Source organism: Desulfurispirillum alkaliphilum, from assembly GCF_055378285.1.
The window spans coordinates 1,030,655-1,051,415 of record NZ_AP042405.1 but is presented as its reverse complement, the minus strand read 5'-3'; the positions used below and the strand labels follow the sequence as shown (position 1 = coordinate 1,051,415).

Genomic DNA, 20,761 nt, shown 5'->3' with positions numbered 1-20,761 from the left:
TTCCCGCGCGGCAGCAACGCTTCGGGTATACAGTGCTCCAGTCGATGCGTCTTGGCTGGGCAGCACTGCAGGGAAGCAGGGAAAGTGAAGTACTTACGCGCGGCAACCGACTGACATTTAACGCCTCAGGCCCAAGCCAAGAGCTGAAAAATCACCTGGGCTGATCCGCCCCATAGACAAGGAAATCTGGTTCTGCGTCCAGCCACTGCTGGGCGCATTGCTGTATCTGCTGGGCCGTGACGGCAAAGATACGCTCAGGATAGCTGGCATCGTGCTCGGCACCCAGCCCCATGGCAATATTCAGCAATGCCGAAAACCCCTGATCGCCGATGGTTTCACGGCTGAGGGCATGATTTCCCACCAGGTAATTCTGGGCCCGCTGCAGCTCGCTCTCGCTGACCTGCTCATCGCGAAGCTGATGAAAGTGGCGCTGCATGGCATCCAGCGCATAGGCCGCGTTGTGGCGCGCCGTTCCCATATAGGCATCGATGGAAGCGTTGACCATGGTGGTCCCCAGGCTGGCATTCACCGAATAGGCCAACCCTTCTCTCTCCCGCAGCTGGCTGAACATACGGCTTCCCATGCCACCACCCAGTATGGCGGTTCCCACCTGCAGGGGAGGAAAGCAGGGGTCGTCGGCTCCGGGGGCCCCATAGCGCAGGAAGATGTGGGCCTGCTGACCGGGCGCGTCGTGCCAGCGCTGCAGGGGCGAGGCCGTATCGAAGTGCACAAATGCCTTCAGGGCAGTCTCATCATCGGCGGGCAGGGCGCTGAGCTGACTGACGACCAATTCAATCAACGGCTGATCAAGGTCGCCGGCCAGCAGGAAGTACGCACCACCGGAGCGGGCGATAACCCGGCGGTGGTAGTCGCGAACCTCGTCAATACTCAGGTTTGCGGTGGCTTCAGCATCGCCGGTGGCCGTGAAAGCCATGGGGGTACCGGCAAAGAGTTCGCGGCGAAAAAGCCAGGCGCCGTGACGGTGAGCGATGGCCTGCCGGTTGGCAATGGCCGCCATGGTCTGATTGCGGATAACTTCAAAGCGCTCCGGCGGCAGCAGTGGTTCGCGCTGCATGGAGACGAGGAAGGAGAGGGTGGTCGCCGCGTCATCACGGTGAACCGTAGCGCTGAGAGCTCCCAGGCGATTATAGCTCTGGGCACCGATGGAGCCACCGTTCTCCTCAATGGAGTGCAGCTGCTGCCGGGAGTAAGTGCGGGTGCCCTCACTGAGCAGGGCGTAGGTTATGGAAGCCAGGGAGTTGTCTTCGGATTGGGCCACGACGCCACCGGGCTGGTAGAAGCCCATGGAGACCAGCGGCAGGTTTGCGTCACGCAGCATCACCATGGTGATACCATTTTCCAGGGTGCGTATCTCGGCACCATTGCGCGCGGCGGCAGTACACACCAGCAGGACGCTCAGCAGCACCCCGGTCAGGACACGCTGCCACGCCTTCATTTCAGCAACACCCGGCGGCCCTGAATTTCATACTTCCCCGCAACCACCAGGGCAATGGCTTCGCTGTAGGCCACATGCTCCTGCTCCAGAATACGACGGGAGAGAGCGGCAGCATCATCGGCAGGCAGCACGGGCACAACCTTCTGCACGATAATCGGCCCCGCATCCAGGTCGTTGGTCACAAAGTGAACCGTGCAGCCCGAATAGCGCACACCGTAGTCGAGGGCCTGCTGCTGGGCATCCAGCCCGATGAAGGAAGGCAGCAGGGAAGGGTGGATATTGAGAATGCGCCGGGGAAAAGCATTGATAAAGCCTTCTCCCAGAATGCGCATGAATCCGGCCAGAATAATGAAGTCCACGTTGCGGGCCTGCAGACCATCGATCATGGCCTGCTCCCACTCCTGCTTGCTGGCGTACTGCCTGCGAGCGCAGACCATGGTGTCGATGCCCCGCCGGCGGGCCTCTTCCAGCCCAGGGGCATCGGGCTTATCGGAAAGCACCACATCAATATGGCACCCCTGGAGGGCACCGCTGGCAATCGTGTCGGCAATGGCCACAAAGTTGGAGCCACGCCCGGAGAGCATGACCGCCAGCTTCTTACTCATAGCGCACCTGCTGGTTTCCATCCACGATGCGGCCAATGACAACCGGAGATTCACCCATGGCGCGCAGGTGATCCATGGCAACCGCAGCGTCGGCTTCACGAACCACAATCAGGAAACCACAGCCCAGGTTGAAGGTGCGGGCCATCTCCTCGAAGGGCAGGTTCCCCATCTCCTGAAGAAGCTTGAATATGGGTTGGGTCGGAATGGCATCCCGCTGCAGCAGGGCGTCAAGGCCGGTCGGCAGGATGCGGGGAATATTTTCGGTCAGACCACCACCGGTCACGTGCACCATGCCCTGAACACTGACCTGCTCCAGCAGGCCCATGACAGCGGAGACATAGATGCGGGTAGGCTCCAGAAGCGTCTGCCCCAGGGGTTTGGCCAGCTCAGCCGGATGCCAGTCCAGGGGCTTGTTGTGCACCTCGAAGAAGAGGCGCCGCACCAGACTGTAGCCGTTGGAGTGGATGCCGCTGGAGGGCAGGGCGATGATGGCATCACCGGTGCGAATACCGGAGCCATCAATAACGCGATCCTCATCCACCACGCCCACCACGAAACCAGCCAGATCATATTTGCCATCGGGGTAGAAACCGGGCATCTCTGCTGTCTCGCCACCGATCAGGGCCGCGCGGGACTGCCGGCAGCCCTCGGCAATGCCGGCAATGATATCGGTGTTTTTTATGGAAGAGAGTTTGCCACAGGCCAGATAATCCAGGAAAAACAGGGGCTCGGCACCCTGCACCAGAATATCGTTGACGCACATGGCCACCAGGTCGATGCCCACCGTGTCGTGCTGATCCATCATGATGGCCACCTGCAGCTTGGTGCCCACGCCATCGGTGCCGGAAACCAGGCACGGCTTGCGATACTTCTGGATATCCAGGCGGAACAGGGAACCAAAGCTGCCGAAATTATCCATGACACCGGGAGTAAAGGTGGATTTGACCATGGAGGCGATGTTGCGGACAAAAGCATTGCCGGCGTCAACATCGACACCGGCATCTTTATAGGTAATCGTCTTGGAAGTGTTGTCGTTGCTCATGGATAGAGATACCCTTCTGTTTTGTTTGGAATTATAGCGATGCGGCAGGTGGGCGGATATTGCCGATCCTGCCGTTTCATAAAAAATGTCCAGGTGCAAGGCACCCGCAGAGCGTGGAATAAAGCGTACTCCCCATACGCTACTGCGACGGGTGATAGCGGACAACGCCGCAGATGGAGGTTTCCAGGAAACACTTAGCACTCAACTTTCGCACCTTGTTATCTCGGGTTAAGGTATTATTATTATGACGTTTATCGCATTGAGACCGTATTAATTTTGAATGCTTGACTTATCTGGCATTCCACTTTTCGTCTCCGGATATTATCCTTTTTGACCGCGCAAAAAGGACACAAAAACGCGCCCCCCGAACGCCCGTTTTTCCGGATCATTGGCTCGCCTGTTCTGGAGATCCGGCAGCAGGCTGCTCAAAGAGGCCCATCTGCTGCGTTGCCGGTCATCGCTCGTCACTGCGACGTACAGGGAGTACGCCTCCCTCCTCCCTTTGCCCGCGCCTTGCACCTGGGCCTCTTTGCGTTGCCTGACCCCTGCCTCCCTGCAGTGCTGCCGGACCACTCACTTCCTGTGAGTGTCCCGTTCGGGTCTTGCCAGCCAGGCGTCGCACTCACCGGACGGGCTCAGGGGGGGCAGCCTGCTTCTGCCTTTCCCCCGTGTGCTGGCCCAGCCAGGACGCGCCGACTGGAACGCTATGGACCCGCAGGGTTGACGCCACGAGGGCGGCAACCGCAAACCAAAAGCCACGGAAGACGGTTGGCGGTCCCCAGTTCCAGACAAGCGGACGGCTGAAAAGGACAGCACTGGGGGCCGCTTTTGCGCCACTTTTTGCGGGAAAAAAGTGGCAAAGAAAAAAAGAGAAAAAGGGTTTTGTGCGTTAAGCAAAGCAGTTTATGCAGAACCAAATGTCCCCTTCCAGCGTGGCATCGGAATCCATACCGACACCCAGCTGTTTCGGGGGTGCGAAACTCGAGTTAGCAGCTTGCAGAAAGACCTCAAACGACGCAGACAATTGAAAAATGCTCAGGTGCAAGGCGCTCGCGAAGCGAGGAATGAGACATACTCCCCGGACGTTGCAATGACGAACGACGCCGCAGATGAGGGTTTTTCAGCAGCCTGTCAGATGTCGTCGATTTTAATCTGCTTCAGGCGCTCCAGCTCTTCCTCCACCACCTGGCGGGCGATTTCAGGCAGCATGTCCTGGATCTGTTCGCTGAGGAGCTCGCGCAGGTGTTCACGCAGGTTATGACGCAGAAAGTCCTCGATGTAGCTGCGATCGACCACAAAGCGCAGCTCGCTGAAGTCGCCCTTAGGCTCGGGGAAGTACACCTTGGGAGTGAAGGATTCGGGAATGGTCAGCTGCAGATCTGTCAGGCGCACGTGATGATCACCAGAGCCACGGGCCGCAGCGGGCTCAGGCCTGATCTCCTCGGGCTCTTCCACATTCAGATAGGGATTTTCGTCATCACTGTCCTGAGCGTCCTTCAGCGCATCCAGCGTTGCGTCAGCACTCAGGTCATCCATATCGGCGAAGGCGTCGTCCAGGGGATCGGTTCCGCCTTCCTCAGGCAAAGCCACCGCGACATCGCCCATGGAATCAAGCACATCGTCCAGATTCTCCAGGTCGATATCGTCCATGGAGATCTCCTGATCCGCGCCAAAATTGTTGGACTTTTCCGAAACCTCATCATCTTCGGTTTCCAAAGCCTCTTCACCCAGCAGTTCATCCAGCGAGCCATCCTGGCTTTCCAGCAGGCCCTCCAGCTCATGGGCGGTTTCGGGATCTATCTCCATATCCAGATTTTCAATATCCAGGTCTCCAGACGCCTCAGCGCTGTCCGGACGGAAAAGGTCGTTGATCTCCTTGGAAACCTCTTCATCCAGGGAGTTTGTTCCAATGCTGCTGAACAGGTCGTCAAAATCACTTGATGCGCCCGCGGCCGAAGTCACCAGCTCATCGTAGCACTGGATAAGTTCGTCGGGATCAAAGGGCTTCTTGATTTCGCGGCTGATGCCTTCAAGGCTCTCCACTTCACTGAACTCTCCGCGCAGAAGAACCACGGGGACGCTGCTGATACTTTGAATCAGAGCCTGCAGTTCATCCTGGTCGGCAACAAAATCCGCGTCCAGAAAGACAATGCCAGGATCCTTTTCTTCAACGGTCTCGGAAAGCCCTTTGGCGTTGTCGGCAAAGAGCACTTCATATTCTTCGCTAAAGGTCAGCTCGAAGAGCTTGCGCAGACTCGGACTTTGATCAGCAACAACTATCGGGCGCATCTACATTCCCCAGGGTTTTGGTAGAAAGATTTTGTGGTATTGGTCCAATAAGTAACGGTCAGTCATGCCGGCCAGATAATCACACACCTGACGCTGCGGCGAAGCGTCTGTCACGCTGTACTCAATGGAGTTTATATGGTTTTGATAGTATTCGTAAAGTTCTTTTATTATCTTGTAAGCCTTTTCGAATTCAACCTGAATGCTTGGATGCGGATAAACCGCATTGTACATAAAGGTTTTCAGCTCCTCCGTGGCTTCATTCACCTCGTCGCTCATGAGGATAGCGGCATAATCACTTTGCATGGTGGTGAAAATAATATCCTCCACCATGCGCTGAATACGCTGGGAGTGGGTGCGCCCCAGAACCATCAGCGTCTGACGGGGAAGATCATCCTCATGGAGCAGCTCCGCCCGCAGAGCATCATCGATATCGTGGTTGATATAGGCAACAGCGTCGGAAATGCGCACCACCTGCCCCTCCAGGGTCATGGGCAGATGAGCCTGACGCAGCTTTCCCTTGCCCTTGGAGTGCAGCAGAATGCCATCACGCACCTCGCGGGTCAGATTCAGGCCCGCTCCATGGTTTTCCAGCAGATCCACCACCCGCAGACTCTGATGCGCGTGGTGAAAGCCCTCTTCCATGATATCCGCCAGCACCCGCTCACCAGCATGGCCCATGGGCGTATGGCCAAGATCGTGCCCCAGGGCAATGGCCTCGGTCAGATCTTCGTTGAGCCCCAGCGCACGGGTGATGGTACGGGCGATCTGGGAAACCTCCAGCGTATGGGTCAGGCGGGTGCGGTAGTGGTCGTTGGAGGGAGCCATGAAGACCTGAGTCTTGTGCTTGAGACGCCGAAACGCCTTGCTGTGGAGAATGCGGTCGCGGTCGCGCTGGAAAACCGTGCGGTAGGAGCATTCTTCTATGGGGCGCACCCTGCCGAGACTCTCGGAACTGAGAGTCGCCCGGGGATGCAGTATGGATTTTTCCCGTTGTTCCAGTTGTTGACGTATCATAAGACCATGAAGTAATCGGAATTGCCATCCCTGTCAAGCCCGCACATCCTCAAACAGCTTGCTGAAATACCTCACAACAGGCAGGCAATTGAAAAAACCACAGGTGCAAGGCGCCCGCAAAGCAAGGAGTGAAGCGTACTCCCTGTACGTTGCAGCGACGAGCGACAGCGGGTAACACCGCAGATGGGGGTTTTTCAGCAGCCTGCAAAGGGGATAAACGGGCGAAAAGACCCTTCCGCTCGCCTGTTCTCGTTCATCTGCGTCGGTCTCTTACCCCTTCGCTGCGCTCTCGGGGCGCCACAAGCCGTGAGCAGTAACGCCCCTGAATGTGCATATTTTCACCAAAACAGCACCCAAAAAACCACTTTCAATTGTATACAATGTTCTGCTAAAATGAAATCGTATTTTATTTTCAAGATTCACGTAAAACCTTCACAGGAGATTGTCAATGATTGAAGCCTACCTCCAACACGAAAAGGAACGCAGTGCCCAGGGCATTCCTCCCAAACCGCTGACTCCCGAGCAGACCGCCAGTGTCTGTGAAATGCTGCAGAACCCGCCTGCGGGCAAAGAAGAATTCCTGCTGGCGCTCCTGCGCGATCGCGTTTCCCCCGGTGTTGACCCTGCTGCCGAAGTAAAAGCCGATTTCCTGGCCAAAATCGCCAAAGGACAGGCCAGCTCTCCCGTCATATCCAAACAGGACGCCGTGAAAATGCTGGGCACCATGCTGGGTGGCTATAACCTCCAGTACCTGGTTGACCTGCTCCAGGACAGCAGCCTGGCCAATGAAGCCGCCGAAGCCCTCAAAGGCCTCGTGCTTATCTTTGACAAGCTGGAAAGCATCAACAAGCTGGCCGCCTCCAACCCCGCTGCCAAGAGCGTGATGGAGTCCTGGGCCAACGCCGAGTGGTTCACCCGCAAGGCCGACTTCCCCGCCGAAATCAAAGTGAAAATCTTCCGCGTGGACGGCGAAATCAACACCGACGATTTCTCCCCCGCTTCCGAAGCCTGGAGCCGCCCCGACATCCCCCTGCACGCCCTGTGCATGGGTAACAAGCGCTTCCCCGGCGGCCTGGAGCAGATCGCCAAGATGCGCGCTGAAGGCTTCAGCGTGGCCTTTGTGGGCGACGTCGTGGGCACCGGTTCTTCCCGTAAATCCGCCTGTAACTCCCTGCTGTGGCACATCGGCGAAGACATCCCCTTCGTCCCCAACAAGCGTCGCGGCGGCGTTATCATCGGCAACGCCATCGCGCCTATCTTCTTCAACACCGCCCAGGATTCCGGCGCCCTGCCCCTGCGCTGCGACGTTTCCAAACTGAAAATGGGTGATGTGGTTACCATCAATACCGTTGAAGGCACCATCAAGAACGAAGCCGGCGAAACCCTGAGCACCTTCAAGGTCAACCCCGGCACCCTGAAAGACGAATACCGCGCCGGTGGCCGCGTACCCCTGATCATTGGCCGCTCCCTCACCAACAGTGCCCGCAAGCTGCTGGGTCAGGGTGAAAGCGACCTGTTCATCCAGCCCGATAACCCCCAACCCAAAGCTGGCCAGGGCTATACCCAGGCTCAGAAAATCGTTGGCAAAGCCTGCGGCCTGCCCGGCGTACTGCCCGGAACCGCCTGCGAACCCAAAATGACCACCGTCGGCTCCCAGGACACCACCGGCATGATGACCGCCGACGAGCTGAAGGAACTGGCCTGCCTCAAATTCCAGGCCGACATGTACATGCAGTCCTTCTGCCACACCTCCGCTTACCCCAAGCCAGCTGACGTGTCCATGCACAAGAACCTGCCAAACTTCGTGGCCGAGCGCGGCGGCGTAGCCCTGCGCCCCTCCGACGGAGTTATCCACTCCTGGCTCAACCGCCTGCTCATCCCCGACACCGTGGGAACCGGCGGTGACTCCCACACCCGCTTCCCCATCGGCATCTCCTTCCCCGCCGGTTCCGGCCTCATCGCCTTCGCCGGTGCCCTGGGCTTCATGCCCCTGGATATGCCCGAGTCCGTACTGGTGCGCTTCAAAGGCAAACTGCGCGAAGGCATCACCCTGCGCGACGTGGTCAACGCCATCCCCTACTACGCCATCAAGCAAGGCCTGCTGACCGTGCCCAAAGCCGGCAAGATCAACTGCTTCAACGGCCGCATTCTGGAAATGGAAGGCCTGCCTGAGCTGAGCGTAGAACAGGCCTTCGAACTGACCGACGCCGCCGCCGAGCGCTCCGCCGCCGCTGGCTGCATCAAGCTCTCCGAAGCAAGCGTTGTGGCCTACCTCAAGTCCAACATCGCCCTCATGGAGCAGATGATCAAAGACGGCTACCAGGATGCCAAGACCCTTGAGAAGCGCATCGCCGACGTCAAAGAGTGGCTGAAGAACCCCAGACTCATCGAAGCCGACTCCAACGCCGAATACGCCGAAATCATCGAAATCAACCTGGACGAAATGACCGAGCCCATCGTGGCCTGCCCCAACGACCCCGACGACGTGAAACTCCTCTCGGAAGTTGCCGGCACCAAAGTGGACGACGTCTTCATCGGCTCCTGTATGACCAACATCGGCCACTTCCGCGCCGCCGCCAAAATCTTTGAGGGCGAGAAATTCAACCCCGGAGTGCGCACCTGGCTGACTCCTCCCACCCGCATGGACTACAAGAAGCTCATGGCCGAAGCCACCTTCGCCAAGTTCAGCGCCATCGGAGCCCGCATCGAGCAGCCAGGCTGCTCCCTGTGCATGGGCAACCAGGCCCGCGTCCCCGATAAGGTGACTGTGTTCTCCACCTCCACCCGTAACTTCGACAACCGCCTTGGTGACGGCGCCCAGGTCTTCCTCGGCTCCGCCGAAGTTGCCGCCGTGATCGCCTTGACCGGTAAAATCCCCACTCCCCAGGAGTACCTGGACATCTACCGCCAGCGCGTCGCCCCCCACGCCGCAGACGTGTACAACTACCTGCAGTTCGACGAACTGCCCCAGGACATCGTCTCCCTGGTGTAAACCTGCATCAGGCAGAACCCACCACAGAAAAAGCCCCCGCTTCCCAGGAAGCGGGGGCTTTCGTATTTGAAATTATTCAGCTTGCCCATGGATACAGGAAAAGCAATTTCCTCTCACAGAGCCGCAGAGTAAGAAGAAACCAAGAATTCCCCCTGCCTTTCCTCCGCGTACTTGGCGTCCCCAGTGAGCGCAGCGAACGGGCGAGAGACATTGCCTTTGCTCTGAATTTCCTTTCCTCGCGCCTTTGCGGGCCTGGTACAAGGCAAGCAGTCCACGAAACAACAAAACGCAGACCCCTCGAGCACAGCGGCGATCTGTTTTCTGTCCGCCTGCCATCAGAATCTGCGTTTCGCCAGAACATCCTGTACGCACTTGCATGCAAATGCATACAGGATACCCCGCTGTCACTCTCACATATGGATTTTCATGTACACCAAACCAAGGGCTAACGCCGCAACCAGAAAGCACTGCCACAAGGTCAAAAGAGTCTGTTTCATCAGTTGGGCCCACATATCAGAGCAAAACTCCCCCGCCATGCAATGGAGAAAACACAGCGGGGGAGAGCAGGCATGATATAGTTACTTTGGAATAGTGAACGTGTGCCCCTGAACCCGCTTCATGTCCCAATTGGTCCAGTAGGGGCCGGGAATTCCACCTTGATTATGGCAGCCAACACAGGCAGGAGCCGTTCCCAGAGCCTCCAGGCTTCCCCCCAGCAGACTCTCGCCAGCTGAAGCAGCCGCAGCCAGGTTATCCGTGGCATGGCAGCTGGTACAGGCGCGCAGCCCTCCGTGCATGGGGTTCTGCATATCCTGCAGACCCTGCACCTGAACGCCGTGGACATTCCCCATAGCTGCGCCAGCCAGATCACCCTTATGGCAGGTACTGCAGTTCATGGCAGCAGCAGAGGCCAAAGCCATCAGAACCACCAGTAACGACAAAATCAGATTTCTCATACTCAACTCTCCTTATCGGTAATCTCCCTGAAGAAAACAGAAGACAGGGCTCGCATCAAGCAAAACCTGACTCCCAGTTTCTTCACAGGCAACAACGCTCTCACACAAAGTCCTCAAAGACACCAGAAAAGGCAATTCCTCTCGCCCGTCAAGAGAGAGAATGGGGGATAGGGGTTAGGGGAAAGATGGAGACCTTCCTGGCAACTATTTTTCATTCTCCATCACCAGCTCTCTACCCACTACATGCTACGGACTACTCACTGACGAGCTACTCTCTACCTACCACCCTCAACTCAGGAATATTCCACTTACTCACCAACATGAGCTGCAAGCTTGTCCACAAGAGACTGATGGTAGCGTATACCCTGTTGCTGCATTCGCTCGACAGTCCCTTTGAACGAGCGAATCAAACCCTTCTGTTTCGCCTTCAAAAGCAAACCAAGTGTTCCAGCTACCTTCAGCCCCATAAACTCAGCCGCACGGCGACCAATGCGCTCGTCAATAATCACCACATCTGCTTCATACTGGCAGGCAAGAAGCAGGGTCTGCTTCTCTCCATGGTCAAGCTCAAGAAGGAGCGCGTGGTGAACATCCGCAATGTCCGGAATCACTTTAATCCATGGAAGTGCCGAGAGGTCAGGAACCATGATAGCTCCACCCTGTGCACACTCGTCAACAACCGCCTGAGCAACACAGACCTCATGGAACAATTGCGGAAAAATATCCAGTGCACCTGCACTGCACAATGCAATGAAAGGTGTTGTATTACTGAAAACTCTCATAGAAGTGAAGTCTCTCGATTAAAGTCATCCAGACTATCCTCCAGCAGACTTGCTCCGCCTTCGTGCAGTGCCTTCAGTAAAAAATAGACCCTTCCCACTCCTAGCCATTTCGCGGCTAATCCAGATGAAAGCTTGCCATCGCGAAACAACGCCAAAGCTGTCTGCCATTTTATCAACTCGGATAATTCCTCACTATTCATATGAAGACTCAGCAGCAGCTCGTCGGGGCATTGAATTTGAATCGTATTATTCACAGCCATCCTCCCTCACTATTTTGCCTGTGAGCATATAATGAGTGATATCTGCATATTTTTCAACAGCACCCGATTGCATGCTGATATGGTAAAGAACCGTATTCGTGCACCGTTGCAAAGGAAATAGAGAATAGGGGCTGGGGAAAAGATGGAGACCTTCCTGGCAACTATTCTCCATCCCCTACTCCCCCTAATACCCCACAACAGAGTGGATAAGCGCAGTGCATCCACCGAAAAAATCCAAAAAAGAACTTTTCAGACCAGGATTCACAGGATTTTGGGGAAATACGGGAAACCGTGTATGGCAATCCAAATCCTTCTTCATCCAGTAAATCCTGTCTAAATATTCGCTGTTCGCGTTCAATACACCGTATAGGAGCACAGGGCCATGACCGTGGCGGCAAAGGCGGTAACGATTATGGCAGCGGCGACGATAAAACGCAGGGTGAGATTCATGTTATTCTCCTTGCGATTATTGGTTTTGGATATTCCGGGCAATACAGATGCATTCTGTACTCCCCGGAAAACCCGCTCAAAGAAAAAAACCGGGGGGAGGAAACTCCCCCCGGTAAATAAAAAGCACGTGGTTAAGGTTACTCCGTCTCAGTCAAAACTGTACGGAACTCGAGAACATCTTCCTTGCCACCGGGGAACACGCTGGGAACCCAGCTGTTCTGATATCCATGGGCGCGAAGCTGTGCCTGCACCTTCTTATCACCAGACTGGTGACAGCTGAAGCAGGTTGCTGTTGCGGGCCCAATCAAGGTATCGGTGTCCTGGTCAGCAAAGTCAATACCGGATGTCATTGACACGGCTACAGTTTTGCTTTGATCAGCTACGCCGTAAGTTCCTTCAAAGTGACATGCAGTGCAATCCTGCAGAGGACGTGGGTAGTCAACTTTTTTCAGGTAAAGAGGTACACCGTTGCCATTGCTGGCCACCGTGAGGTCACTGTTCGAAGCGCTTACGTAGGCCACCGCATTACCATCAGCGTCTACAGGCCAGTTCGCTGGCAGCGTATCTTCTCCGCCATACCCATATACTCCGCGAGTACGGTATACAACATAGAAGGCATCCGTAGCGCCTGCACTGTGAATAGCGTGCATGTTGTAGCCCATGCTGAAGGTCTCCGCGCTCTTGCCATCAAAGGCATTCGCAGCAGTTACATCTGCACCGTCAAACAACACAGCAGCGCGTACATACTGATCAGTAGCGCCAGAGTTGTGACAGGCAATACAGGAGTCTACATTGTCATTACGTCCACCGCCGTGACGGTACATGCTGCCCTGGTGACAGGCCAGACACTTGGCGCTGTCAATAATCTGACGACGCGGTGAAGATGCACCATCTTTAATGTCAAAGGAGTAGCTGGGAACCGCAATACGAGCCTGCTGGTTCGCATGGGATTCACCTGAAGGGCCAGTCACGTCAATACGGGCGCGGCCATCAAAGGTGATCATTGCTCGCTCAGCGATAGCTCCTGCATGGAGGTCGACGGTAGTTGTGGCAACACCATTGGCATCACATACCGTGTTGTCTGCAGTAATATTGGTTGTTCCTCCAGGTTGACCTGGGTTTCCACCCAGACCCTTGTTGGTGATATCGTCTCCACCGGGCTCGAAGTAGGCGATGCGTACGGCGTACTCACCCAGGAACTTCGGACCATCTGCGGTAGCAACATTACACGCATCGTACAGGGTGTCACCCGCATCGTTCGTGGCCTGCCAGGTGATTTCCACCGGGTTGTCGAAACCAGCGGCAACGACGCCAGTGATAGCCAGCTTAATATCGCGGGCAGCTATCAGCTCAGGATTGTAGCCAAGGTGGTAGTCACCTACCGTGGCTCCTGCTGAGCCAGATGGGCTGTGACAAGCAGTACAGTCAGTAGCTGCCGTATAAGCCAGGTGCCCAGAAGGCAAGTTGTCGCTGAGACCTCTCCAGGCCTGGGCTTTCTGCTCATCACTGCTGCCATCATCACCACGAATGAGGCCGCCATGGCAGGAAATACAGGTGTTATAGCTTACTGGAGCAGCAAGAACAGCCGCAAGATCAGCATCACTGGTATGACAAGCCGTACAGTCCGTCATAACGCCTGGATAGCGCACAGAGAAGTTCCAGCCACCTTTTACTTCAGCTGTACTGCCATAGTTCCCATTAAAGGCATTAGAGTTGTGGATACCATGGGCATAGATCATAAGACGATCACCATGACCACCAACAGGTGTTCCATGGCACATGACGCATGACTCAGCTCCATATGAGGAGAAATGATATTGGCGGCTAGCGCTCATTACGCGTTGAACACCATCGGCATCCACCGCGTTACTCATGTACGTGCCTTTGGCATCAACAAAGATATTGTTGCCATGACAGTTGATACAGCTCTGATCACTCACGGCAGTAGAGGCCGCCATGACGTCAGCACCATCGTTCTGATAAGCAAACACACTGGCTTCCGGGAAGCTGACACCAGAGTTCAGGCGAATGCGCCAGGCAATATCAGCGTCTTGGTCCCAGCCACCTGCCAGCAGCGTCGCACCTACAGTTATCGTTATGGTGTACGTACCATCACCGTTATCGACGGAAACTGCAGTTCCTGCATTATTTGTGCTGGTCAACGCGCCTGCATTGTCCCAGACAGCCCGGACATTGACAACATTGGTCATGGCATAGCCTTTGTCATCAATTGCCACGTCAATAGTCACTGTCCCTGCAACGGTGTCCGCAGTTACACTCGCCACATCCCATTGCAGTGCGCGGGGCGCATCAAGTACATGTGCTGCGCCAACGCTGTAAGCCGCATTTTCTCCATGACACACAGTACAGGATTCCACTGCCGATACTTTTGCCAGGCCATCGCGACCTGGGTCACCTGGGGTGCCGGCCTTGCCGTCGCTGCCATCACTGCCGCAACCCGTCAGGGCCACTGTCATGGCGAAGAGGGCGATGAGCAGATAGCGGGGGAATTTTAATGCATTTCCCATAATTCTCTCCTTCTTCATGTTCGAATTCTCATTTTGCTGCCAATAGCAGCCACATTAACTGACTCGTTTTTTCGTATTTCCTCTTACACTACCTCCTGAAAAAGCTTCTTATTGGAAGAGTGGTGCCCTTATTGTTTTGGGCACCACATTACAAGCCTTTAGCGCTTGGCCTGGTGAGGATCGTGACAGGCCGTACACGAGTTCGCAGCAGATGGATCAAGCCCAACGCTATAATAACCACTCTTGAGCACCTGGGTCACTGTGCCGTCGGTGTTCTTCTGGGGGAAGTAACCGGCAAAGTGAGTGTCGGATATAATGTGAGACGGCTGGCCATACTGATTGACAACGGGGTGGTGGTACTCCAGCTTGCCTTTGTTGGTGGCATTGTTCCAGTCAAACCCTGCGATTCCGCCATAGTGATCGGGATCAAGGAAGTAGGGGCTGCCATTCACGGGGTTCGCCGCGTCATGCTTCACGAATACCTGGTGGCAGCTGGTGCACAGGTTGAACTGTCGGCTGAATATCACGTTATTGGAACCATCTACATTTTCCGGTGCACGCAGTTCACCACTGTGGGGGTCGTGGCAGGTGCGGCAACCGATGGGGCTGACGTCGTCGGGGCTGTATGCGGGACGATTGGCGAAGGCGGCTCCCAGTTTGTCATAGGTCATGTTGTTGCGTTCATTGTCGCCATCGTAGCTGTGAGCGCGGGAATACTTGATGAAGCCTTCGTCGGTGTGACACATGGCACAGCGGGCCTGGATGGTTTCGCGCCCTTCCATGGCGGCGCCGATGGCGTGCTTGCTTTCATAGTAGTAGGCAGCGATATCCGAGGACTTGTGGTTTGGATAGGTGCTGGCTGGTACGTCGGAGTTATGGCAGGTAACACAGGTTTCCACTCCGGGGATGGGGCGCGGCAGCGGGCCCATGCCGTAGTGGAAGCTGCCGCCACCGTGGCAGGCTTCACAGCTGACAACGGGTCGGGCGGGGCCAGATGAGCCGATCAGCGACCAGCCTTTGCCTTCGGCATTGGGGTCGGTCAGGCTGGAGCGGTCGTGACAGGCGGCGCAGCTTTCGTCGGGCAGCGGATAGCTGGGATTGTGGGCCAGAGTAGCCCGATCCAGGTTCCCGTGGGCCTTGAGCCATTCGCGGGTCTGGTCGGCGTGGCAGTTGATACAGTTGACGTCGCCCACATACTGGGCGCTGTTGGCAGGATCAGGCGTGCCGGGCGAAGTGCCGACGCTGGTGCCGCTGTCACTGCCGCAGCCGGCAAGCAGGGCGGCTATGGTAAACATTAATGCAAGTAGAAGAATCTTCGTGTGTTTCATGTCTCTCTCCTTTTGCGTATCACAAATCTTGAACGTACGTGTTAATGGCACTTGGCGCAGGTGCGACCTTTGCTGGCACTGTCAAGGCGGCTGCTCATGCTGCCGCTCCATCCTTTGGGATGGGGATTGACGCCCAGTCCACCGCGAGCGCTGTGGCACTTGATGCAGGTGTTGCCGGTGGGGTGGCAGGCCTGGCAGGTGGCCAGGTTCTTGCGCGCCTCAATGGCATGGCCGCGAGCCCAGCGATCAGCGGGAATCACGATGGAGTTATTTTCATCCCGGTGACAGGCGATACACTGGCTCTCATCAAACTGTTCGTGAATCTGGGCCGTATCGCGGTTAAAGATGACCCTCAGGTCGCTGAAGCTGCGACGGTGAGACTGCAGGGCCAGCTCGTTGCGGTTGAAGTCATTATGACAGTCGGCGCAGAAGCGGCTTTCGGTGTGACAGCTGGCGCACAGTCGCTGGTCGGTACGGGCCGCCAGGGGGTGGGTGACGTAGAAGTCACTGGTATGCACGTTGTGCAGGCTGCCGCCGAAGGGGCCGAATTCGCCATCCTTGCCGCTGGGGCTGTGGCAGTCGTAACAGGTGGTAGCTCGTTGACTTTTCCCCTGACGACCTTTGTCGGTGAATTCCTGGTGGCAGGCCATGCAGTCCATTACGCCGGCTTTGGCCATGGGGCCATGGTTCAGGGCCCAGGCGGGGCCGTGGGTCTTTTTACCGGGGTAAGTGACAACGTTCATAAAGCTGTTGCCGTGGCAACTGACACAGGTGGCCGGGTCCGGGGTTATCTGCTGCAGGCCTTCACCATGGCAGGTGGCGCAGTCCATGCCCCCCATATAGGCGAGGTGACGATCATGGTTGAAGGTCATGGCGCTGAACTGTGCAACGGCAACGGAGAGCCCCCCCAGGGCAATACATGCAGCAAGCATGAATGCGATGTAGGAAATGCGGTTCATGGGTTTAGCTCCTTTGCCTAAAAGTGATAGTTAAAGCGGATGCGGCCATAGTAATACTCGTCCCAGCGGTCGCTTTCTATGCGTTCAATACGCGCTTCCAGCGACGAACGGCGACTGAGGAAAGCCGTAACGTCAGCCCAGATGCGATGGCTGGTTTCTTCGTAAATTCCTTCGATGGAGGTCTCCTGCCCGTCATAGACCTGCAGACGACGCTCAAGCACATCGATGCTGGCTCCACCACCAATCTGGTACTGGTGGTTCAGCAGGTAGGCTGCCCGGGCACGCAGCCCATACATGTCCTGGCCCTCTTCGTGGTCGCGCAGCACACCAGAGATACCGCCGGAAAAGCGGTCAACCCGAATCTGCTCTATGCCCGCCTCGATGACGTTGGCATTGGAAACTTCTTCGTACATCTCGTGCGTCAGACGGCCAAAGGCGAACATGCCTGGCCCCAGACGGTAGCTGAGCTGGCCCATGACTTCTTCGTACTCAGCAACGGCAAATACAGAGTAAATGGACGTGGAGGAGAATACCGGCTTGGAATAGAGATATTCCGCCCGCACCTGCCAGTCTGGATTCGCGTAATAATTCACCCCGAAGAGCAGGTAGCTCATGGTGTCGGACAGGTAGTTGAACTGGTATTCGTTATAGATTTCCAGGGCGTTGTTGTGATCATAGAAGGCATCAAAGCCAATAAGCTGGTGGGTTATGGCGCTGTCCTCCCACTTCTGCATGTAGGAGAGGCCGAGCTTGAGGTTATTGTCCAGGAACTTCCCGCCAACCTTACCGCCGGCGACAAGGTCTTTCTTGTCATAGCTTTCGTAGTACTTGACGTCTCCTCCACCAAACACACTGGCGGTATAGGGGCCACCATCATTGTAGTCAACGGTGACGCCATCCATGATAGCTGAGCCAGCAGTGTTGAATACCAGGTGACGACCGAACTTCACATCAAAGCGATCGTTGATGCCGCGCTTTTCACCATAGGCGTAGTACAGGCGACTGTCGGCATCCACCTCATCATTCAGATCCGTACCCAGCCGTCCATAGAAGCGAAAATTCACTCCCGTATCCTGGATGTTTCGCGCGTTCAACATCAGATACTGATAGGCAGGCGGCAGTATCGCCCCTTGGCGTATCATACCATTCCAGCACCGTACTCGACCTGCCGGTTACGGTCATGGCCGATGCACTTGCTGCCAGCAAGGCAACCAGCGCCGCAGCCCAAAATCGCTGCCACAACTCCATAGATCCTCCTTCTTCAATTAAACAGAAAGTGAACAGAGTCACAATCCGTGCCAAAGTCAAAAGCAAAGCTGGCACACTTTCAAAAAAGTAATACCCGAAGATAAGGTCAGCCAACTGATCCTTAGAGTAGGAAGGCAAACATCTCAGCCCGTAATTTCATGTCTGGCTGCCGTGATCACGGAATCTCTCTCCTTCCCATGACCATTGAAACGGCGTTCGACTTCCCACTTACTGTAATGAGATAGCTCCTGGGGGTAATCTGAATCTAGTGAATTCTTGTTCACAAAATTGCAACAAAGGGGGAATTGAGGCTGAACGAGGGGCAAAACAGCTGCAAGTAAAAGAGTAACAGTTCCGGTTATTTTCCTGCCACCAGAAAAAAAATTTTCGGATACGGAAGTGACAGTAGCATATGGCGTAATTGCCATTTTAAAACAGCAGCAAGAATACAGAGCAACCTCTACGGCCAGCACAACTCCTGAACGACAGAAATTTTTAATCCGCAGAGTGGGGACTGGAGAATAGCCAACACCTTCCCCATTCCCAACCCCTAATCCCCCAGGCACAGAAAGACTTGCCTTCAAAATCCCCTGAACCTATACTCGCACCATGGGTGACGACAAAATCAACAATCCACATGATACCTTTGTACAGGCAATACTGGAGCACGAGAATGTGGCGCTGGATCTGCTGCAGCACGAGATGCCAGCACACATTGCTGAAGCGTTGGATTTTTCCACCCTGCAGCGGCTGGAGACCACATACGTCAGTGATGATCTGAGAAAAACCTACAGCGACCGGGTATTTCTGGCAAATTTCAAAAACAGCGACAAGCAGGCCTACATCTACATGCTGCTTGAGCATAAAAGTTATTCCGACGACTGGTGCAGCCTGCAACTGCTCAAGTACATGAGCGCCCAGTGGCAAAAGTACCTCCGGGAGAACCCCCAGGCAACCAGACTGCCGCCCATCATACCCCTGGTGCTGTATCATGGCGAAGGGCAGTGGCGCCGCAAAGAGATTGTGGATTTGCTGGATGTGAATGATCCAGATCCCATGGCCCCCTACACCCCGGTCTTCGATTATGTACTGTGGGATGTATCGCAGATGGATCAGCAAAGGCAGGTATATCGGCCCGATACAAGCGCGTTTTTGATGATCCTGCACCATGGACGCAAGCAAAGCCTCATGGACGTCTTGCCCACCATTATGGTGCTCATTGACAAAGCCGCCTATGACAAGCCTACAACCCTGGAATTGATTTACCAGTTTTTGACCTATGCCATAAGTGTGAACAACGACTTGGATGAACAAACGATACAACGCTCACTGGACAAAGTACATGAGCACAAGGAGGTTGTCATGACCACAATCACGAAAGAATGGGAAGCCAGGGGAGAAGCCAGAGGAGAGGCCAGAGGGATACTCAAAGGAAGAACCGAACTCCTGCATGCTCTGATAGAGCGCCGATTCGACTCTGTGCCGCCAGAAGTACATGACCGCATCACCCAGGCAACCGAAGAAGAACTCTCCCGTTATGCCATAAATGTACTTGATGCAGGTTCAGCCCACGAAGTGGTGGAGCTGCGCTGAAGAGCGCTATTGCCTTTATCTGCGAAAAAATCAGCGAAATCTGTGGACAACCTCTTATTTATCCGCAGATGCGGCGGATTACCGCAGATTGGAAAAGTATGGAATATTGCTCTCGCCCGTTCGCTACGCTCACTTGAGGCGCAGGGTACGCGGTAGGGAGAGGCAGTTAGTTTTTCCCTGGTTGCTTTCTTACCCAGCGTTCTCTGCGGCTCCGCGAGAGGTGTTCTTTCTCTTTATGTATTTGGAGCAGCCTGAAAGGCAATATCTCTCGCCCGTTCGCTGCGCTCACCCTAGGCCGGTGTTGAATCCATAAATGACAGTATCTGCCTTGAAAAGGCTCGAAAATCGTCGAGGTGTTCCGTGATAATGCAGTAGACGATATTCCAGTCAATCTCCTGATATGCATGCACTGCCGTGTTTCTGAACCCTACCGCTTTTATCATGCGGTCGGTAACTTCGCCATCAAGGCAATTTGCCTGTTCCAGAACGACAAAGGTTTTTGCCATGGTGTCGGGAACCGGAACCTCCAGATCACTGATGATATGGAGCCCTATATCCACACACAATTGGACTGATCGCTCCAGGTTCAGCGCGATGATGTCCTGTAAATCATAGTCTTCGATGAGAAGATGGCATGATGGAGGAGTTTTGTCTTGTATGCGTTGTATACAGCGCCGGAGGCTTTCCAGTTTACTCAGCACAATATCCTTATCCATCAATAAACCTCCGTTGTCTTTCCCGTAGGGTTCGATTCACATAAGGCATCATGTCAGTCTGGTTATATATCATGGTTTTTGCAAGGCGGGTAAAGAGTCCTTCTTCATTCTGAATAAGGATTTTGCCCTTGCATAAAACATGTTTAAGAATCGCCCCGGATATCCTTGACAGGTCAACTATGTCAACCGTTCTCAGTGTTTTCCGCTCCAGGCTGGCGGTAATCTTCATTTTACGCTCGGCACTTAATGGCTGATCGAATAGCAGCGCGAGGTCGATATCACTGTTTGGACGCATGGTACCGGCGGCGACAGAACCATAAATAATGGCAAGCTTCAACTCTTGTTCGTCCTTAAGCATATTGGCAAGTTGGGAGCATAAATCCATTGAGGTCTCCAGCAAGTACCTGCGGCGATTTTGGTGAGTCGGGGAATAGCGGACAGCGAGCAAGCATACGTTTTTATAGTAACTCACCTTTTTCGCACTTCATTCAATAAGGTAACGAGAGCAGTCAATTAACAGCTTGCTGAAATACCTCAAAATAC

At 55.1% G+C, this 20,761-nt stretch carries 16 protein-coding genes; 2 read left to right on the top strand and 14 right to left on the bottom strand.

Annotation, left to right across the window (positions count from 1 at the left end):
* Window positions 1-151 precede the first annotated feature (151 nt).
* The 5 genes from ACZ46I_RS04830 to ACZ46I_RS04810 form a co-directional block, all read right to left on the bottom strand.
* On the bottom strand, window positions 152-1,456 hold the full coding sequence (locus ACZ46I_RS04830) for a M16 family metallopeptidase (RefSeq protein WP_464281620.1): 1,305 nt from the start codon (window positions 1,454-1,456) through the stop codon (window positions 152-154).
* On the bottom strand, window positions 1,453-2,061 hold the full coding sequence (gene purN, locus ACZ46I_RS04825; RefSeq protein ID WP_464281619.1) for a phosphoribosylglycinamide formyltransferase: 609 nt from the start codon (window positions 2,059-2,061) through the stop codon (window positions 1,453-1,455). The genes ACZ46I_RS04830 and purN overlap by 4 nt, the downstream gene beginning before the upstream one ends.
* Window positions 2,054-3,103, bottom strand: a complete 1,050-nt coding sequence (gene purM / locus ACZ46I_RS04820; protein ID WP_464281618.1) for a phosphoribosylformylglycinamidine cyclo-ligase — start codon at window positions 3,101-3,103, stop codon at window positions 2,054-2,056. The genes purN and purM overlap by 8 nt, the downstream gene beginning before the upstream one ends.
* Before the next feature lie 1,131 nt (window positions 3,104-4,234).
* On the bottom strand, window positions 4,235-5,392 hold the full coding sequence (locus ACZ46I_RS04815) for a hypothetical protein (protein WP_464281617.1): 1,158 nt from the start codon (window positions 5,390-5,392) through the stop codon (window positions 4,235-4,237).
* Entirely contained in the window at window positions 5,393-6,406 is a 1,014-nt protein-coding gene (locus ACZ46I_RS04810) for a deoxyguanosinetriphosphate triphosphohydrolase (RefSeq protein WP_013507047.1), read from the bottom strand. It lies immediately after the preceding gene.
* A gap of 448 nt (window positions 6,407-6,854) precedes the next feature.
* Between ACZ46I_RS04810 and ACZ46I_RS04805 the strand changes: the two genes are divergently transcribed.
* Window positions 6,855-9,398 carry a bifunctional aconitate hydratase 2/2-methylisocitrate dehydratase gene (locus ACZ46I_RS04805; RefSeq protein WP_464281616.1) on the top strand — a complete coding sequence of 848 codons (2,544 nt, stop codon included), beginning with the start codon at window positions 6,855-6,857 and terminating at the stop codon, window positions 9,396-9,398.
* A 578-nt stretch (window positions 9,399-9,976) separates the two neighbouring features.
* Here ACZ46I_RS04805 and ACZ46I_RS04800 read toward each other — a convergent pair.
* The 7 genes from ACZ46I_RS04800 to ACZ46I_RS04770 all read right to left on the bottom strand — a co-directional run bounded on the left by ACZ46I_RS04800 (window position 9,977) and on the right by ACZ46I_RS04770 (window position 17,803).
* The gene (locus ACZ46I_RS04800; protein ID WP_464281615.1) at window positions 9,977-10,354 is read right to left on the bottom strand and encodes a multiheme c-type cytochrome; all 378 of its coding nucleotides are present in this window, start codon (window positions 10,352-10,354) and stop codon (window positions 9,977-9,979) included.
* A gap of 308 nt (window positions 10,355-10,662) precedes the next feature.
* Entirely contained in the window at window positions 10,663-11,136 is a 474-nt protein-coding gene (locus ACZ46I_RS04795) for a PIN domain-containing protein (RefSeq protein WP_226508155.1), read from the bottom strand.
* On the bottom strand, window positions 11,133-11,396 hold the full coding sequence (locus tag ACZ46I_RS04790) for a UPF0175 family protein (RefSeq protein WP_464281614.1): 264 nt from the start codon (window positions 11,394-11,396) through the stop codon (window positions 11,133-11,135). Before ACZ46I_RS04790 ends, ACZ46I_RS04795 begins: the two co-directional genes overlap by 4 nt.
* Window positions 11,397-11,983: 587 nt before the next feature.
* A complete protein-coding gene (locus ACZ46I_RS04785; RefSeq protein ID WP_464281613.1) occupies window positions 11,984-14,374 on the bottom strand; it encodes a multiheme c-type cytochrome in 2,391 nt (796 codons plus the stop codon).
* Window positions 14,375-14,532: 158 nt separating this feature from the next.
* A complete protein-coding gene (locus ACZ46I_RS04780; RefSeq protein ID WP_464281612.1) occupies window positions 14,533-15,702 on the bottom strand; it encodes a hypothetical protein in 1,170 nt (389 codons plus the stop codon).
* A 41-nt stretch (window positions 15,703-15,743) separates the two neighbouring features.
* The gene (locus tag ACZ46I_RS04775) at window positions 15,744-16,661 is read right to left on the bottom strand and encodes a cytochrome c3 family protein (protein WP_464281611.1); all 918 of its coding nucleotides are present in this window, start codon (window positions 16,659-16,661) and stop codon (window positions 15,744-15,746) included.
* Between the two features lie 17 nt (window positions 16,662-16,678).
* A complete protein-coding gene (locus ACZ46I_RS04770) occupies window positions 16,679-17,803 on the bottom strand; it encodes a hypothetical protein (RefSeq protein ID WP_464281610.1) in 1,125 nt (374 codons plus the stop codon).
* A gap of 715 nt (window positions 17,804-18,518) precedes the next feature.
* Here ACZ46I_RS04770 and ACZ46I_RS04765 point away from each other — a divergent pair.
* Window positions 18,519-19,502 carry an Rpn family recombination-promoting nuclease/putative transposase gene (locus ACZ46I_RS04765; RefSeq protein ID WP_464281609.1) on the top strand — a complete coding sequence of 328 codons (984 nt, stop codon included), beginning with the start codon at window positions 18,519-18,521 and terminating at the stop codon, window positions 19,500-19,502.
* 290 nt (window positions 19,503-19,792) lie between these two features.
* On the opposite strand, the gene hepT is transcribed toward ACZ46I_RS04765, so the two are convergent.
* Together hepT and mntA are read right to left on the bottom strand one after the other, a co-directional pair.
* Entirely contained in the window at window positions 19,793-20,218 is a 426-nt protein-coding gene (gene hepT, locus ACZ46I_RS04760) for a type VII toxin-antitoxin system HepT family RNase toxin (RefSeq protein ID WP_464281608.1), read from the bottom strand.
* Complete coding sequence (gene mntA / locus ACZ46I_RS04755; RefSeq protein ID WP_464281607.1) at window positions 20,211-20,603, bottom strand: type VII toxin-antitoxin system MntA family adenylyltransferase antitoxin; 393 nt, start codon at window positions 20,601-20,603, stop codon at window positions 20,211-20,213. The genes hepT and mntA overlap by 8 nt, the downstream gene beginning before the upstream one ends.
* Window positions 20,604-20,761 lie beyond the last annotated feature (158 nt).

Excerpts from the sequence above, each read along its gene's own strand:
- ACZ46I_RS04830 (WP_464281620.1), bottom strand. The coding sequence starts at position 1,456 with ATGAAGGCGTGGCAGCGTGTCCTGACCGGGGTGCTGCTGAGCGTCCTG.
- purN (WP_464281619.1), bottom strand. The coding sequence starts at position 2,061 with ATGAGTAAGAAGCTGGCGGTCATGCTCTCCGGGCGTGGCTCCAACTTT.
- purM (WP_464281618.1), bottom strand. The coding sequence starts at position 3,103 with ATGAGCAACGACAACACTTCCAAGACGATTACCTATAAAGATGCCGGT.
- ACZ46I_RS04815 (WP_464281617.1), bottom strand. The coding sequence starts at position 5,392 with ATGCGCCCGATAGTTGTTGCTGATCAAAGTCCGAGTCTGCGCAAGCTC.
- ACZ46I_RS04810 (WP_013507047.1), bottom strand. The coding sequence starts at position 6,406 with ATGATACGTCAACAACTGGAACAACGGGAAAAATCCATACTGCATCCC.
- ACZ46I_RS04805 (WP_464281616.1), top strand. The coding sequence starts at position 6,855 with ATGATTGAAGCCTACCTCCAACACGAAAAGGAACGCAGTGCCCAGGGC.
- ACZ46I_RS04800 (WP_464281615.1), bottom strand. The coding sequence starts at position 10,354 with ATGAGAAATCTGATTTTGTCGTTACTGGTGGTTCTGATGGCTTTGGCC.
- ACZ46I_RS04795 (WP_226508155.1), bottom strand. The coding sequence starts at position 11,136 with ATGAGAGTTTTCAGTAATACAACACCTTTCATTGCATTGTGCAGTGCA.
- ACZ46I_RS04790 (WP_464281614.1), bottom strand. The coding sequence starts at position 11,396 with ATGGCTGTGAATAATACGATTCAAATTCAATGCCCCGACGAGCTGCTG.
- ACZ46I_RS04785 (WP_464281613.1), bottom strand. The coding sequence starts at position 14,374 with ATGGGAAATGCATTAAAATTCCCCCGCTATCTGCTCATCGCCCTCTTC.
- ACZ46I_RS04780 (WP_464281612.1), bottom strand. The coding sequence starts at position 15,702 with ATGAAACACACGAAGATTCTTCTACTTGCATTAATGTTTACCATAGCC.
- ACZ46I_RS04775 (WP_464281611.1), bottom strand. The coding sequence starts at position 16,661 with ATGAACCGCATTTCCTACATCGCATTCATGCTTGCTGCATGTATTGCC.
- ACZ46I_RS04770 (WP_464281610.1), bottom strand. The coding sequence starts at position 17,803 with ATGATACGCCAAGGGGCGATACTGCCGCCTGCCTATCAGTATCTGATG.
- ACZ46I_RS04765 (WP_464281609.1), top strand. The coding sequence starts at position 18,519 with ATGGGTGACGACAAAATCAACAATCCACATGATACCTTTGTACAGGCA.
- hepT (WP_464281608.1), bottom strand. The coding sequence starts at position 20,218 with ATGGATAAGGATATTGTGCTGAGTAAACTGGAAAGCCTCCGGCGCTGT.
- mntA (WP_464281607.1), bottom strand. The coding sequence starts at position 20,603 with ATGGATTTATGCTCCCAACTTGCCAATATGCTTAAGGACGAACAAGAG.